At 69.9% G+C, this 14,185-nt stretch carries 11 protein-coding genes; 10 read left to right on the forward strand and 1 reads right to left on the reverse strand.

Going from position 1 to position 14,185, the window contains the following annotated elements; all coding sequences use genetic code 11:
- Window positions 1–80: 80 nt before the first annotated feature.
- Window positions 81–2,660: an ABC transporter ATP-binding protein gene (locus tag J4O73_RS14940; protein WP_426218530.1), complete on the reverse strand. Its 2,580-nt coding sequence runs from the start codon at window positions 2,658–2,660 to the stop codon at window positions 81–83.
- A 314-nt stretch (window positions 2,661–2,974) separates the two neighbouring features.
- Between J4O73_RS14940 and J4O73_RS14945 the strand changes: the two genes are divergently transcribed.
- The 10 genes from J4O73_RS14945 to J4O73_RS14990 are packed head-to-tail and all read left to right on the forward strand — an operon-like array spanning window position 2,975 to window position 14,180.
- Window positions 2,975–3,583, forward strand: coding sequence for a cytochrome c3 family protein (locus tag J4O73_RS14945; RefSeq protein ID WP_426218963.1), 609 nt, complete (start codon window positions 2,975–2,977; stop codon window positions 3,581–3,583).
- Window positions 3,580–6,525, forward strand: a complete 2,946-nt coding sequence (locus J4O73_RS14950; RefSeq protein ID WP_426218532.1) for a TAT-variant-translocated molybdopterin oxidoreductase — start codon at window positions 3,580–3,582, stop codon at window positions 6,523–6,525. Before J4O73_RS14945 ends, J4O73_RS14950 begins: the two co-directional genes overlap by 4 nt.
- Before the next feature lie 2 nt (window positions 6,526–6,527).
- Entirely contained in the window at window positions 6,528–8,513 is a 1,986-nt protein-coding gene (locus tag J4O73_RS14955; protein WP_426218533.1) for a quinol:electron acceptor oxidoreductase subunit ActD, read from the forward strand.
- Window positions 8,510–9,043: a c-type cytochrome gene (locus J4O73_RS14960; RefSeq protein WP_426218534.1), complete on the forward strand. Its 534-nt coding sequence runs from the start codon at window positions 8,510–8,512 to the stop codon at window positions 9,041–9,043. Before J4O73_RS14955 ends, J4O73_RS14960 begins: the two co-directional genes overlap by 4 nt.
- Window positions 9,040–10,083 carry a hypothetical protein gene (locus J4O73_RS14965; RefSeq protein WP_426218535.1) on the forward strand — a complete coding sequence of 348 codons (1,044 nt, stop codon included), beginning with the start codon at window positions 9,040–9,042 and terminating at the stop codon, window positions 10,081–10,083. The genes J4O73_RS14960 and J4O73_RS14965 overlap by 4 nt, the downstream gene beginning before the upstream one ends.
- Window positions 10,080–10,565: a hypothetical protein gene (locus J4O73_RS14970; protein WP_426218536.1), complete on the forward strand. Its 486-nt coding sequence runs from the start codon at window positions 10,080–10,082 to the stop codon at window positions 10,563–10,565. Before J4O73_RS14965 ends, J4O73_RS14970 begins: the two co-directional genes overlap by 4 nt.
- Window positions 10,562–11,530 (forward strand): cytochrome c oxidase subunit II, encoded by a 969-nt coding sequence (coxB, locus tag J4O73_RS14975; RefSeq protein ID WP_426218538.1) that lies wholly within the window; start codon window positions 10,562–10,564, stop codon window positions 11,528–11,530. The genes J4O73_RS14970 and coxB overlap by 4 nt, the downstream gene beginning before the upstream one ends.
- Complete coding sequence (locus J4O73_RS14980; RefSeq protein ID WP_426218540.1) at window positions 11,527–13,203, forward strand: cytochrome c oxidase subunit I; 1,677 nt, start codon at window positions 11,527–11,529, stop codon at window positions 13,201–13,203. The genes coxB and J4O73_RS14980 overlap by 4 nt, the downstream gene beginning before the upstream one ends.
- Window positions 13,200–13,865 carry a cytochrome c oxidase subunit 3 gene (locus tag J4O73_RS14985; RefSeq protein WP_426218542.1) on the forward strand — a complete coding sequence of 222 codons (666 nt, stop codon included), beginning with the start codon at window positions 13,200–13,202 and terminating at the stop codon, window positions 13,863–13,865. Before J4O73_RS14980 ends, J4O73_RS14985 begins: the two co-directional genes overlap by 4 nt.
- A 3-nt stretch (window positions 13,866–13,868) precedes the next feature.
- Window positions 13,869–14,180: an oxidase gene (locus J4O73_RS14990; protein ID WP_426218543.1), complete on the forward strand. Its 312-nt coding sequence runs from the start codon at window positions 13,869–13,871 to the stop codon at window positions 14,178–14,180.
- The last annotated feature ends 5 nt before the right edge of the window (window positions 14,181–14,185 follow it).

Genomic DNA, 14,185 nt, shown 5'->3' on the forward strand with positions numbered 1-14,185 from the left:
CGTGACTGAAGCAGCATCGTGCTTAACCGACTGTTAAGGCAGGCATCTTCGCCTCGCTTTGCGGCGCGCATGAGGCCGGATCAGGCGGGTTCCGGCATCACCTCTTCGTCACGCACGTCCGCTTGCGTCACGACCGTGTTGTTCTCCACCGGAATCACTGCGTCGAACGGTTCGATCCCCTCCGGCACGTCCGTGCCGTGCAGACAGACAATGAGTCCGCGCCCGGCGCGCAGGCGCCGCAGCCCCGCGATCCGCGTGGCGAAATCGTCCGGCTGACGGGCTTCCAGCACGCCCACGACGAGGATGTCGGGCTCGCGAGCGAGGCAGCGGATGAGTTCGATCGCGATGCGGTCGCGGCTGCCGATCGCCCCATCCGACAAGGCGCCGCCGCCCGCCGGATCGACCGGGCTGTCGAGGCCCCGGCGATAGACAGCGGCCTCCAGCCCCTCATCGGCGAGGAAGCGGCGGAGCAGCGCCCTCACTCGCGGCTCGGCATTGGCCTCGCCGAGGCTCACCCGGCCGAAGAGCAGGTTCTCTTCCAGGCTTGCGGCGGGGTTGATCCGCGCCGGATCGTGGAACTCCACCGCCCCGGCGAGATGGGCGGGCAGCATCCGCGCGAAGGAGCGGCGGGCCTGAAGCAGGCGCTCTTCGAAGGCGGGGTCGATCAGGCCGAAGCGGTGGCGGGTCTCGCTGTAGCGGAGCGCGAGGCCGATGAGGCGCTTCCGGTCGCGCTGGCCCGCCGGTCCCCTCCGCAGGGAGGCGGCCGAGGGCAGGCGCACCACGAGATCCTCGAAATAGCCCCGCTCGGCGGCCGGAAAGAGCGAGTAGGCGTCGAAGAGCGGGTGGTCGTTGGGCAGTTCGGAAAAGATCTCGACCGTCATGGCGGCGACGGCGAGGCCGATCTCGGTCAGCGGCCGGACCAGATCCTCCGCTTCCAAAACGGCGCGCATGTAGGGATGGCGGGCGAGCCGACCGGGCGCGAAAGCCCCACCGACCGGCGTGCCGAACAGGATGTTCTCGCCGACGCTCGCCTGATGATTGTAGCGATCCGGGTCGAACGGCTCGATCAGACGGCCCGCGCCCTCGGCGGCCAGCGCCGCCTGCATGCCCCGCCGGGCGGCGACGATGGCGGCACCGAGGTCGGTTTCGGCCTCCGAATCGAGGCGGCTTTCCAGGCCCCGGCTGTAGACGAACCCATCGAGCCCCGTGAGTCGGCACAGGCCGACCAGGGCGATGTCATCCGGAGCCTTCGCCGGATGGGCGCCGTAGAGGAGGTTCTGACGCAAGGTCCCTTCGACGAGGATCGCCTCGCCCCCCGCGAAGGCGATGCGCCGTGCGCGCTGGACGGGGTCGAGGGTCGCGAGGTCGAGACCCGCATAGGTCACGGTTCCGGCGGTCGGCTCGATCTGCCCGGCGAGCACCGCCGCCAGCACCCGCGCGCCGCTGCCCCGCCCGCCGCTGATCGCCACATGGCCCGGCATCGTCACCGCGACGTCGGCCCGCGCCAGACGCTCGCCGGTCGCCGAGTCGAAGGCGCCGACGCCCTGCGCGGCGAGGAGCCCGCCTTCCGGCAGCCGCCGGGTGGTGGGTGGCGCGGCGCGCGAACCTGTCCGCCCGTCGAGGGCTGCCAGGATGCGCGAGAGTTCGAGCAGGCGCGGCCTCACGCTCTGACGGGTCAGCCACAGGCGGACGCAGGCGCCCACGAGCCAGGCCGCCACACCGAAGGCCCCCGCCGCCGCCGCGAGGTCGGCGGTGTCGACCGGGAGCGAGGCCGGTTGGCCATGGGCGTTCGAGCGCCATAGGGCGGTGCCGATGGCCAGCGCGGGCAGGATGGCCGCCAGGGCCACGGCCGGGCCGCGCGCATAGGCGAGGCGCGCTTCCGCACGGGCGATCTTGGCGCGGTTCACCGCGACGCGGGCGGTGATCCGCGCCATCTCGAGGGCGCCTGCCCCGTGGTTGCGCACGGCGGGCAGGCGCCGCACGAGGTCGCCGATCCCCGCCTCGATCCGCGCGGCAGTGCGCAGGCGCAGTTCCTGCCGCTCCCGCCCGCGACGGAGCATCAGCGCGTCCGCAAGGCCCGCCGCCGCGAGGCCCACCGCCGCGGCCGGCACGAGACGGGGCGCGGCCAAGGCGGCGAACCCGAGTGCCAAGAGGAGCGCGACGAGGGTCATGGCCGGCACGACGATGCCCGCCGCGAGCAGGCGTTCGGTGCGGCCCAGAACCTCGCCGATCAAGCGGGAGACGCCGCGAATGTCGTCGCGCCCGCCCGCCGGAGCGGTGATCACCGCCCGGATCACTCGCTCGCGCAGCGCATCCTGCGCGCGATTCTGGGCGCGGAAGCACAAAGCGGCGACCAGCCAGCCCACCCCCGCCAGCGCCAGGGAGCAGGCGGCGACGCCCAGAAATCCGGCCAGTTCGAGATGCTCGGGCGTCATCGGCCAGCCCGGCGCGAGCACCCATTCCCCCTTCGGGAGCGCCACCGTCATTCGCAAGAACGGCACGCTCGGCGCCTCATCGCGGGGCATCACGCCGATCAGGTCGCGCATGCACAGGAGCGCGAGGGTGCAGAGCGGCGCACCGATGCCCACCGCGACGGCGACGGCCGTGGCGTGCAGGCGCCGGGCGCTCCGCCATGTGATGCGCAGGGGATCGGTATCCATCGGGCCTTTCGCGGCGTGGGACGGCACGGCGTCTTACACCCTTTCCGCCCCCCTTTCGCGCCGGATCTGCGGCCGGTCTGCCCCCCGCCCCCGTCATGACGGGCCGATCATTTCCGCAGGAGTTGCGCGTTTGGCCGCATTCCTGGGGCTGGCGGGGGTCTGGCACGACGCTACCTTCGCACGTGCACAGGTGCCGAGGGTCGGCGCATGGCGGAGGATGGTGGGTGAACGGGAACGCCGACGACCGGCCATCGGGCCCCGGGACGGCGCAGCTCTTCTCTCCCGGTGCCGATGCGATCTATCGCCTCGTCCTCATGACCCTGGCCGCCTGCCTGGTGGCCGTGCCTGTCCTGGGCGCCGGAATCGTCCGCTCCAGCTACGTCACGGGGGTGGGCATCGCCCCGAGCCAGCCCGTGCCCTTCAGCCACAAGCACCACGCGGGCGAACTCGGCATCGATTGCCGCTACTGCCACACCGGAGTCGAGAAGGCGGCGAGTGCCGGGATCCCGCCGACCGAGACCTGCATGACCTGCCATTCGCAGATCTGGACCGGCTCGGACATGCTGAAGCCGGTACGCGAGAGCTATGCGCAGGACAAACCGCTGGTCTGGCTGCGGCTGAACAAGCTGCCGGGCTACGTTTACTTCAACCACTCGGTCCATGTGACCAAGGGCGTCGGCTGTTCGAGCTGCCACGGCGACGTGACGGCGATGCAGATGACCTACCGGGCGAACGCCTTCGAGATGCAATTCTGCCTCGACTGCCACCGGGCGCCCGAAAAGAACCTTCGCACCCCGGCGGAGGTTTGGAACATGAACTGGAAGCCCCCCGCCGATCAGGCGAGCCTCGGGCCGAAGCTCGCCGAGCGCTACCACGTCCGCGGCGGCGAGCGGCTCACCGAATGCGGGATCTGCCACCGATGACCGGCGCGCCCGATCTTCCCGCCCTACGCGCCCGCCTTCAGGGCGGCGACGGCCCGCGCTTCTGGCGCAGCCTCGACGCGGTGGCGGATTCGGAAGAGTTCCGCTCCTACCTCGCGGTGGAGTTCCCCGCGGCGGCGCGCCTGGCGATGCAACCGGGACGGCGGGGCTTCCTGAAGCTGATGGCCGCGTCCTTCGCCTTCGGCGGTCTCGCGGCCTGCAGCCCGGACGGGCGCGACTACGAGGTGCCCTATGTCAAGGAGCCGGGGCGGATCGTGCCCGGCACCTCCCTCTCCTACGCGTCGAGCGCCCTGTTCGACGGGTTCGGCAACGGCATCCTCGTTACGACGCGCAACGGACGTCCGCTGAAGATCGAGGGCAACCCGGACCATCCCTGGAGCCTCGGCGGTACCGATGTGCTCGCCCAGGCGTCCGTGCTCGGCCTCTACGATCCGTTCCGCAGCCAGGCGGTGCAGCATCTCGGCCGTCCAACCTCCTGGGCCGATTTCGAGGCGGCGATGCTCGGGCGCACGGAAGGGTGGCGGGCATCCCGTGGCAAGGGCCTCGCCCTGCTCACCGGCCCGGTGACCTCGCCGACCCTCGCGGCCGGATTGGCCAAGCTGCGCGCAGCCTACCCGGAGATGCGCTGGTACGCCGGGTCGTCCCGCGACGGCTCGCACGAGGGGGCGCGCCGCGCCTTCGGCCGCCCGGTCGAGACCATCCCCGATTTCGCCAAGGCCCGCGCCATCGTCTCCCTCGACGGCGATTTCCTCGATCTCGGCCCCGGACAGGTCGGCCTGTCGCGGCGTTGGATCGAGGCCCGCCGGGCCGCTTTGGCACAGGGTCGCCTGCTCCCGCTCTTTTCCGCCGCGCCGACGCCGGGCCTGACCAGCGCCAAGGCCGATGACGCTTTCCCCGCCTCTTCCGGACAGGTCGAGGCGATCGCGCGGGCCATGCTCGCTGCCGCCTCGGGCGGGTCGCAACCCTCCGGAGACGACACGGCCGCCCGCTGGACGCGGCGGGCTTGGGACGCGCTCTCGACCGCGCGGGGAGCGGGGATCGTCACGGCGGGGCTCGCGGCGAGCCCCGCCGTGCACGACCTCGTGCATCGCCTGAACGGCGCCCTCGGCAATACCGGCGCGACGCTGCGCCATGTCCTGCCCGCCGCCGAGACCGGGGCGGGGTCGCTCAGCGACCTCGCCACCGCCATCGACGGGGGCGAGGTGGAGGCCCTGATCGTGCTGGGTGCGAACCCGGTCTACGACGCGCCGGGCGCCCTCGATTTCGCCAAGCGGATGGAGCGGGTCCCGCTCAAGATCCATGCCGGGCTCTATTACGACGAGACCGGTGCGCATGCCGATTGGCATCTGCCGCTGGCCCATCCCCTCGAATCCTGGGGCGACGTGCGCTCCCTCGACGGGACCGTGGGTCTGATCCAGCCGACCGTGTCGCCGCTCTACAACGGTCACACGCCGGAGGAGATCGTCGCCTCCCTGGCGCGCACGGGCGAGGTCACCGAGCCGCTCGATCTTCTGAAGGCCCGCTGGCGCAACGAGGGCGAGGACGAGGCGACCTTCTCGGCGCGTTTCGGCGAGGCCCTGCGCCAGGGCTTTTGGCCCGACAGCCACGCGCCCGCCGAGGCTGTGACCCTCACCGGCGCCACCCCCGCGCCCGCCCTGTCCGCTCCGGCGGGCGGAATCGACGTGGTGTTCCGGCCTGACGGCACCCTTTATGACGGCACCCATGCCGACCTCGCGTGGCTCCAGGAATTGCCGAAGCCGCTGACCAAGGTGGTGTGGGAGAACGTGATCGCCGTGAGCCCCGCGCTGGCCGCCCGGGAGGGACTGGCCGATGGCGATCTCGTGCGGATCGAGGCGGGCTCTCGCAGCGTCACCGGTCCGGCCTGGATCCAGCCGGGTCAGGCGGCGGATACCGTCACCCTCACCCTCGGCTACGGCCGGGACGTGCCCGACCATCTTTCGCGCGGCCTCGGCTATGATGCCGGGACGCTTCGGCCCCTCGACACGCCCTGGCGGCTCACCGGGGCGAAGCTCATCCGCACGGGCGAGCGGAAGATGCCCGCCACGACCCAGCATCTCGGCGCGCTGCCCGATGACGAGGAAGGCCGCGCCATCATCCGTACGCAGGTGCCGGGCGGCCCGCCCGCAGGCGATGCGAAGGGCCCTCCCGCGCCGTCCTTCTACCCGCCGCCCGAGTCCCAGGACCGCTGGACAGCCGCGCAATGGGGCATGGCGATCGACCTCGACGCCTGCATCGGCTGCAATGCCTGCGTCACGGCCTGCCAAGCGGAAAACAACATCCCGGTGGTGGGACAGGAGGAGGTGGCGCGCGGGCGCTGGCTCGGCTGGCTGCGAATCGACCGCTATTACGAGGGAGGCCCGGAAGCGCCCGCCACCCATTTCCAGCCGGTGCCCTGCATGCATTGCGAGGCGGCGCCCTGCGAACTCGGCTGCCCGGTGGAGGCGACGCTCCACGACAGCGAGGGACTGAACCTCCAGGTCTACAATCGCTGCGTCGGCACGCGGACCTGCCAGAGTTATTGTCCGTACAAGGTGAGGCGCTTCAACTACCTCGACTATTCCGGCGGGATGCCCCCTGTGGCGCAGCAGCAGCGCAACCCGGATGTGACGGTGCGCGCGCGTGGCGTCATGGAGAAGTGCACCTACTGCATCCAGCGCATCGCGACGGCGCGGATCGACTCCGCGAAGGACGCCCACGCGCCGATCCCCGACGGCGCCGTGGAGACCGCCTGCCAGGGCGCCTGCCCGACCCGCGCGATCATCTTCGGCAACATCGCCGATCCCGCAAGCAAGGCCGCCGCCGCCAAGCGCGACCCGCGCAACTATGCGCTCCTCGGCCATTTGAACACGAAGCCGCGCACCACCTACCTCGCCGGGCTCGTTCCCGAAGGCCGGGAGGGCTGAGCGTGTCCTCAGCCCAGAACCCCGCACCCGCGATTCGCCCTGGCGAGGATATGCGTTCCGTCGGCGAGGCGGTGACGGCGATCGCCCTGCACCATCCCGCAGGCCGTGGCTGGTGGATCGCCTTCGCGGCAGCGGCGGCCCTCGTCGGGATGTTCGTCTTCACCCTCGGATATCTCGTCTACGAGGGCGTCGGCATCTGGGACAACAACAACGCCGTCGTCTGGGCCCTCGACATCGCGAGCTACGATTGGTGGATCGGCGTGGCCTGCGGCAGCCTGCTCGTCTCGGGCATCCTGCTCCTGCTCGGCGTCGAGTGGCGCGGGCCGGTGAGCCGCGTGGCGGAGACGGTCGCCCTGCTCGCGACTGCGGCAGCGGGGCTCTACCCGATCATCCATCTCGGGCGGCCCTGGTACTTCTACTGGAACCTGCCCTACCCGAACACCTTCGGCCTATGGCCGCAATTCCGCTCGCCGCTCCTATGGGACGCCATCGACATCGTGTCGTTCCTCGTGCTCTCCGTGAGCCTCTGGTACATCGGCCTCCTGCCCGACATCGCCTGCCTGCGCGATCGCGCCTACGCCGAGGCGACCCGGCAGATCGAGGCCGTGGCACCGACCCGCAAGGTCGCTCTGTTCAGGGCGCGGGCCTACGGAATCCTCGCCTCGGGCTGGCGTGGCTCGGCCGCCCATTGGCAGATCCGGGGGCAGGCCTACCGGATCGTCGCCCTGCTCGGAATCCTCCTCGTCGTCGCCGTCCAGACTGGCGCCTCGGTGATGCTGGCGGGCTCGGTCATGCCGGGTTGGCACGGCACGCTTCTGCCGATCACCTTCCTGATCCATGCCGTGCTCTCGGGGGTCGGCGTCACCGCCGCGCTGATCGTGCTGGTGCGCGGCGTGTACGGCCTGACGACCCTCGTCACCGACCGGCATCTCGACGTGCTGGCCCGGCTAATGCTCTGCCTCGGCTGCGCCAGCGCCTACTGCTACGCCACGGAGATCTTTGGCACCTTCCTCCACGGCGACGCCGCGGGGCGGGCGGTGCTGATCCGCCGGATGGAAGGCGGCCACGCCCTCACCTTCTGGATCGCCGTGATCGGTCTCGTCCTGCCGCCGCAGCTGTTCTGGTCGGCCCGCGCCCGGCGCTCGCCGCTGGCGCTCGCAGTCGCGGGCATCCTCGTGGCGGCGGGGGCCTATGCCGACCATGTCATGGTCCTTGTCGTCACCCTGACGCAGGATTTCCTGCCCTCGTCCCGCCTGCCCTACCAGAGCGATCCCTGGGGCGTGGCCACCTTCGTTGGCTCGCTGGGCCTGTTCCTGGCCCTCATCCTGCTGTTCGTTCGCTACCTGCCCTCGCTCTCGATCACCGAAATCCGGCGTCTCGTCCCGGCGCCCGGCCAGGACGCGGCGGGTCGCCCCCAGCATGAAGGCGACCCGGTCCAGGGCGCTCCCCTCTGGGGCGTGGCCGCCTCGTTCCCGAGCGAGGGCGACCTCGCTGCCGCGTTGCAGGCCCTGTCGGCGCTTGGCGACAAAATCCGGCTCGATGGCTACGGCCCGGTGCCGATGCCCCGTACCTTGCGTCCGCTCGGCCTCGAGGGCCGCTCGATCCTGCCCTATGCGCTCGCCGGGGCGCTCGGCGGCGGCGCGGCCTTCTACGGGATGTGCATCTACGCCACGGCCTACGATTACGTGTTCCTGATCGGTGGTCGACCGCGCTTCTCCTGGCCCTCCTTCGTGGTGCCGAGCGTGTCCTTCGCCATGCTGTGCGGGTGCTTGGCCGTCCACGCGGCCCTGCTCTGGCTGAACCGCCTGCCGCGCTTGAATCACCCGGCCTTCAACATCCCGGATTTCCTGCGTGCTTCGCAGGATCGCTTCTTCCTCGCCGCCGAGTTGCGCGGCGACGGCACCGAAGCCGCACGCATCGAGCGTCGCCTGTCGAGCCTGCCCGTCGGCGGCGGACGCCCCCTCGCCCTGGCGAGGATCCCGCGATGAGCGCGCGCCCCTTCCTCGCCTTGCTCGCGCTCCTTCCGCTGGCCGCCTGCGGCGAGGCCAACATGGACGATCAGGCCAAGGCCCGCACCTGGGACAAGAACGCGTTCTTCCCCAAACAGATGACCATGCGCCATCCGGTGACCGGCACGGTGCCGCGCACCGACCCGGCCCGGGAGGTGCCGCAGCCGGCCGCCATCACCGCCACCCTGGTGGAACGCGGTCGCGACCGCTACGCCATCTACTGCACCCCCTGCCATGGACAGGATGGGCGCGGGGCCGGGATGATCGTGGCGCGTGGCCTGGCCCCGGCGGGCGACCTGACGTCCGGCCGATGGCGCGCGGCACCGGCCTCGGAGGTCTACGGCGCGATCTCCCAAGGCTACCGCAGCATGTTGCCCATGGCGTCGATGATTCCCTCGGCGGACCGCTGGGCCATCGTCGCCTATGTGCGCGCCCTGCAACTCAGCCGCGACGCCTCCGTCGCCGCCCTGCCCCCGGCAGACCGGGCGGCCCTGGAGGCGGCGCGATGAGGATGCCTCTCCTCGCCATCCTCGGCGCCGGGGCATTGGCCCTAGCGCTGTCCACCGGCAACCTGAAGGGCGTGGCGGCCTCATGCCTCGCGGCATGGCTGGTGCTCCTGGCTCTCCCCGTCGGCGCCCTGCCGGTGACGGTGGTGGCCGAGAGGTTCGGCCGGAAGGTGCGCGAGCGCGGCGGCGTCGAGATGCTTGCCGCCCTCCGGCGCCTGATGACGCTGATGCCCGCCGCCGCGCTGATCGGCCTGCCGGTGCTGGCGGCGAGCCTCCTCCTCTATCCGTGGATGCATGAGCCGCCGCGCACGGCCCTGGCCTCCTACTGGTTCACCCGGCCGTTCTTTCTGGCGCGGTGCGTCGCCTATCTCGCCGCCTGGACATGGCTGTGCTGGCGCTTTGCCAGACCCTTCGACGCGCCGGGCGAGGGCCGCACCGTGCCTGCGGTCGCCCTGCACGCGGTGGTGGGCACGCTGTTCGCCCTCGACGTGGTGGCCGCCCTTGATCCGAGGCTCGATTCCGCGCTGCTCGGCCTCCTGCTCATGACGGCCTGGAGCGGGCTCGCCTTCGCCGCTGCCGTGATGCTCGCCTGGGAGGAGCCGGAGCCGATCGGACGGGGCCGGGCCGTGCCGGGGCGGGGTCGGCTGATCCCCCTCGTCGTGCTGCTCGGCCTCTGGGCCTACATGCATTTCCTGCAGGCGCTGATCGTCTGGTCCGCGAACCTACCCGAGGAAGTCGCGTGGTATTCCGCCCGGGGCGGCTGGATGGGGCGCGGCCTCGCCGTCGCCTCCGGAGTCGTGGCGAGCCTCGCCGGGCTTGCGACCCTCCGGCCGGGCCGGGTCATCACCCGCGCGCTCGCCGCCGCCGCCCTCATCGTGCATGCGCTGGAAATGTTCTGGCTGGTCACGCCCGCGCTCCGCGACCGGTTCGTCCTGCGGTTGTCTGATGGTCTCGCCGCCCTGGCCGTGGCCTGCCTTGCGGCGGCGCTCAATCCGCTTCTGTCCGGCCGCCCCGCCCCCGCCCGCAGGAGGAAAACCCGATGAGCGGCGGCGGACGTACTCCGATCGGCCTCGTCCCCGCCATGCTGGCCGCCCTGGCCCTGCGGGCGAGTGGGCTCGTATCTCGCACCGGCCGTGAGCAGGAGCCCCGGCGTGGCGCGGACGGCCCGCCTTACGAGACGCGCGACGTGAACGTGCGCAACACCGTGCTGGTCATGGGTGGCCTTGCCCTGTCGGCCGCCGCCGTGATCGGCGGCATGGTGCTTTTCCTGCGCATCACCACTGAGCGCCAGCGGGCCGCGCTGCCGTCCCTGACCCCGCAACAGACGACCCGGCTCGTGCCGCCGCCGCCGAACCTGCAGCCGAACCCCTATGTCGACCTCGACCGCGAGCGGGCGCAGGCCCGCGCAGCGCTCGACGGCTACGGCTATCTCGATCCCGCCCGGACCCGCGCCCGCATCCCCCTCGACCGGGCGATGCAGGTCGTCGTCGGCCGCTCCCTCGACGGGGGGAGCGCCGCGCCATGACACCCGATCACGCCGCCCTGCAACTCTGGCCTGTTGCCGCCTCGGCCAAGGCCGTCGAGACGGATGAGCTGATCCTCGCCTTCACTGTGCTGACGTTGGCGCTGACCGTGCCGGTCTTCGTTGCGATCACATGGTTCGCCCTGCGCTACCGGGAGGGTTCGGAGGCCGACCGGTCGCCCTCGGGCATCCGCTCGAACCTGATCGAGATCAGCTGGATGCTGATCCCGTTCCTGCTCACCCTGGTGTTCTTCGTGTGGGGCGCGCGGGTCTTCGTGGAATCGAAGAACCCGCCACCCGATGCCATGGTCGTCGAGGTGATCGGCCGCCAGTGGATGTGGAAGTTCCAGCATCCGACCGGCCAGTCCGAGATCAACAACTTGCACTTGCCCATCGGCCAGCCGATCAAACTGCGGATCATCAGCCAGGACGTGATCCACGCCCTCTATCTGCCCGCCGTGCGGATGCAGGTGGCCGCCTTACCCGACCGCTTCACCGAAATGTGGTTCAAGGCCGACAAGGTCGGCACCTTCCACCTCTACTGCTCGGAATATTGCGGCACCGACCATTCGGTGATGGGCGGCACGGTGACGTTCATGAACCCCGGCGATTACCAGGATTGGCTGGTCCATGCGGGCGCCTACCAGGGCAAGGTGGCGGCGGGCCGCGCCCTTTATGAGGCCTATGGCTGTGCCGCCTGCCACGAGCCGGGCTCTCCGGTGAAGGCGCCGGGCCTCGCCGGCCTCTTCGGCAGCAAGGTCGCCCTCGCCGACGGTCGTACCGTCGTCGCCGACGAGGAATGGCTGCGCCAGAAGATCCTGAACCCCAACGGCGACAAGCTCGCCGGCGGGGGCAAGCAGGTGATGCCGAGCTTCGCCGGGCGGATCCCGGAGGACGAGCTTGGCCGCATCGTCGACTTCATCAAGGCCTATCCGGGTTCGGGCAAATCGGCGGAGGCGGCGCGATGAGCGCATCGGGCACCATCGAAGGCGCGGCCCAGCGCGAGCCGCATGCCCCCGAGGCCACGATCGGGCGCAAGCCCGATTACCTCCACGCGGAATCGACCCTGCGCTCGTGGTTCCTCGGTACGGACCACAAGCGCATCGCGATCCTCTACCTCGTGTCCATCACCGGCTTCTTCGTCATCGGTGCCCTGGCGGCGGGCGTCGTGCGGCTGGCGCTGATCGTGCCCAACGGCGCGATCATGACCAACGACACCTACAACAAGGCCTTCACCATCCATGGGGTGGTGATGGTGTGGTTCTTCCTGATCCCCTCCATCCCCGCGACCTTCGGCAATTTCCTGATCCCCCTGATGATCGGGGCCAAGGATCTGGCTTTTCCGAAACTCAATCTCACGAGCTGGTACGTGTTCATGGCGGGGGCGCTGTTCACCCTCGTCTCCGTGGTGCTCGGCGGCGTCGATACCGGCTGGACCTTCTACGCTCCCCTCTCCACCGCCTTCTCGAACACCTGGGTCCTGCCCGCCCTGATCGGCGTGACCATTGTCGGGTTCTCGTCGATCCTGACGGGGCTGAACTTCGTCGTCACGATCCACACCATGCGCGCGCCCGGCATGACGTGGTTCAAGCTGCCGATCTTCGTCTGGGCGCATTACGCCACCAGCCTGATCTTCCTGCTGGCGACCCCCGTCATCACCACGGCGCTCGTTCTGCTCATCGCCGAGCGCGCCTTCCATGTCGGCGTGTTCGATCCGGCCTATGGCGGCGATCCGGTGCTGTTCCAGCACCTGTTCTGGTTCTACTCGCACCCGGCCGTGTACATCATGGTCCTACCGGGGATGGGGGTGATCTCCGAGATCGTCCCCGCCTTCTCGCGCAAGAAGCTGTTCGGCTACCGCTTCGTCGCCTACGCCTCGATCGGGCTCGCCTCCGTGACGTTCTTCGTCTGGGGCCACCACATGTTCGTCAACGGCCAGAGCGACCTGGCGAGCCTCGTCTTCTCGGGCCTGTCCTTCGCGGTTGCCGTGCCCTCGGCGGTGAAGGTCTACAACTGGACCGCGACAATCCATAAGGGGGCTTTGCGCCTCGACACGCCGATGCTCTACGCGATGGGCTATATTGGCTTGTTCGTGCTCGGTGGGCTGACGGGACTGTATCTCGCGACGCTCGCCATCAACCAGCATGTCCACGCGACCTACTTCGTGGTCGCGCATTTTCATTACATCATGGTCGGCGGCACGGTGCTCGCCTTCCTCGGCGGCCTGCACTTCTGGTGGCCGAAATTCACCGGGCGGATGTACAGCGAGCCGTGGGGGCGGGTTTCGGCCCTGCTGATCTTCCTCGGCTTCAACGTCACCTTCTTCCCGCAATTCATCCTGGGGTATCTCGGGATGCCCCGGCGCTACGCGACCTACCCGCCGGAATTCCAGCTGCTCAACGTGCTGTCCTCGGCGGGCGCGACGATCCTGGCGGCGGGCTACCTCTTTCCGATGCTGTACCTCGTCTACTCCCTATGGTTCGGCCGCAAGGCGCCCGCGAACCCGTGGGATGCGAAGGGCCTGGAATGGGAGACCTCCTCTCCGCCTCCGACCCTGAACTTCACCAGCCCGCCGGAGGTGCCGCGCATCCCGTACGATTACCCGATCCAGGCCACCGAATCCAAAGACCAGCACCGATGAGCGAGGGGCTCGCCGAGGGCGTCGGCATCGCCCGCGCCCATCATTTCGAGACGGTGACGCAGCAGCGCCGGGCGACGACGCTCGGCATCTGGGCGTGGCTCATCACCGAGCTGCTGCTCTTCGCAGCCCTGTTCCTCGTGGCGCTGATCCTGCGCATCCTGCATCCCGAGGCGACGGTGGCGGCGGCCCGTCATCTGAAGTTCTGGATCGGCGCGACGAACACGGTGGTGCTCCTCGTCTCGAGTCTCACCATGTCCATGGCGATCGAATTCTCGCGCATGGGCTGGCAGCGGGCGATGGTGCGGGCCATGCTCGCCACCGCCGCGCTCGGAAGCCTGTTCCTCGTCTTGAAGGGCTACGAATATTACGTCGACTGGGACGAGCACATGATGCCGTTCCTGTCGTCGCGCCCCTTCGCGCTCGCCGAGACGCCGCCCGCGCGGCTCTTCGTCAACCTCTACTACGTCGCGACCCTGCTGCACGGGTTCCACCTGTTCACCGGCATCGCCCTTCTGCTCGGCATGACCTGGATGGCCGCCAAGGCGGGCTTCCTCGCCCGGCATCAGAACTGGATCGAGATCTACGGCCTGTACTGGCACTTCATCGATCTCGTGTGGATCCTCGCCTTCCCCATCCTCTACGTCGTCAACCGGGGACCGTGATCCATGCGCTCGCCCCTGCCCTCGCTTTCGCCCGAGGATCGCGCCCTCGTCCGGCACCGGCTGCGCAAGCCGGTCCTGACCTTCCTCGCCCTCCTCGGCCTGCTCGCGGTCAATGTCGGGCTCGGGGCGAGCCAGCCCTTCGCCCATGTCTGGGCGCTCGAACTCGGCATCGCCGGGCTGATGGCCGGCATCATCCTTCTCGTCTCGATGGAAGTGCTGAAGGAGCCGCCGCTGATCCGGTTGTTCTCCGGGCTCGGCTTCTTCTGGGTCTGCATTCTGGTCGGCATGACCCTCACCGATTTCCTCGGCCGCTGATTTCC

The organism is Methylobacterium sp. NFXW15 (assembly GCF_049887755.1).
GTDB lineage: Bacteria > Pseudomonadota > Alphaproteobacteria > Rhizobiales > Beijerinckiaceae > Methylobacterium.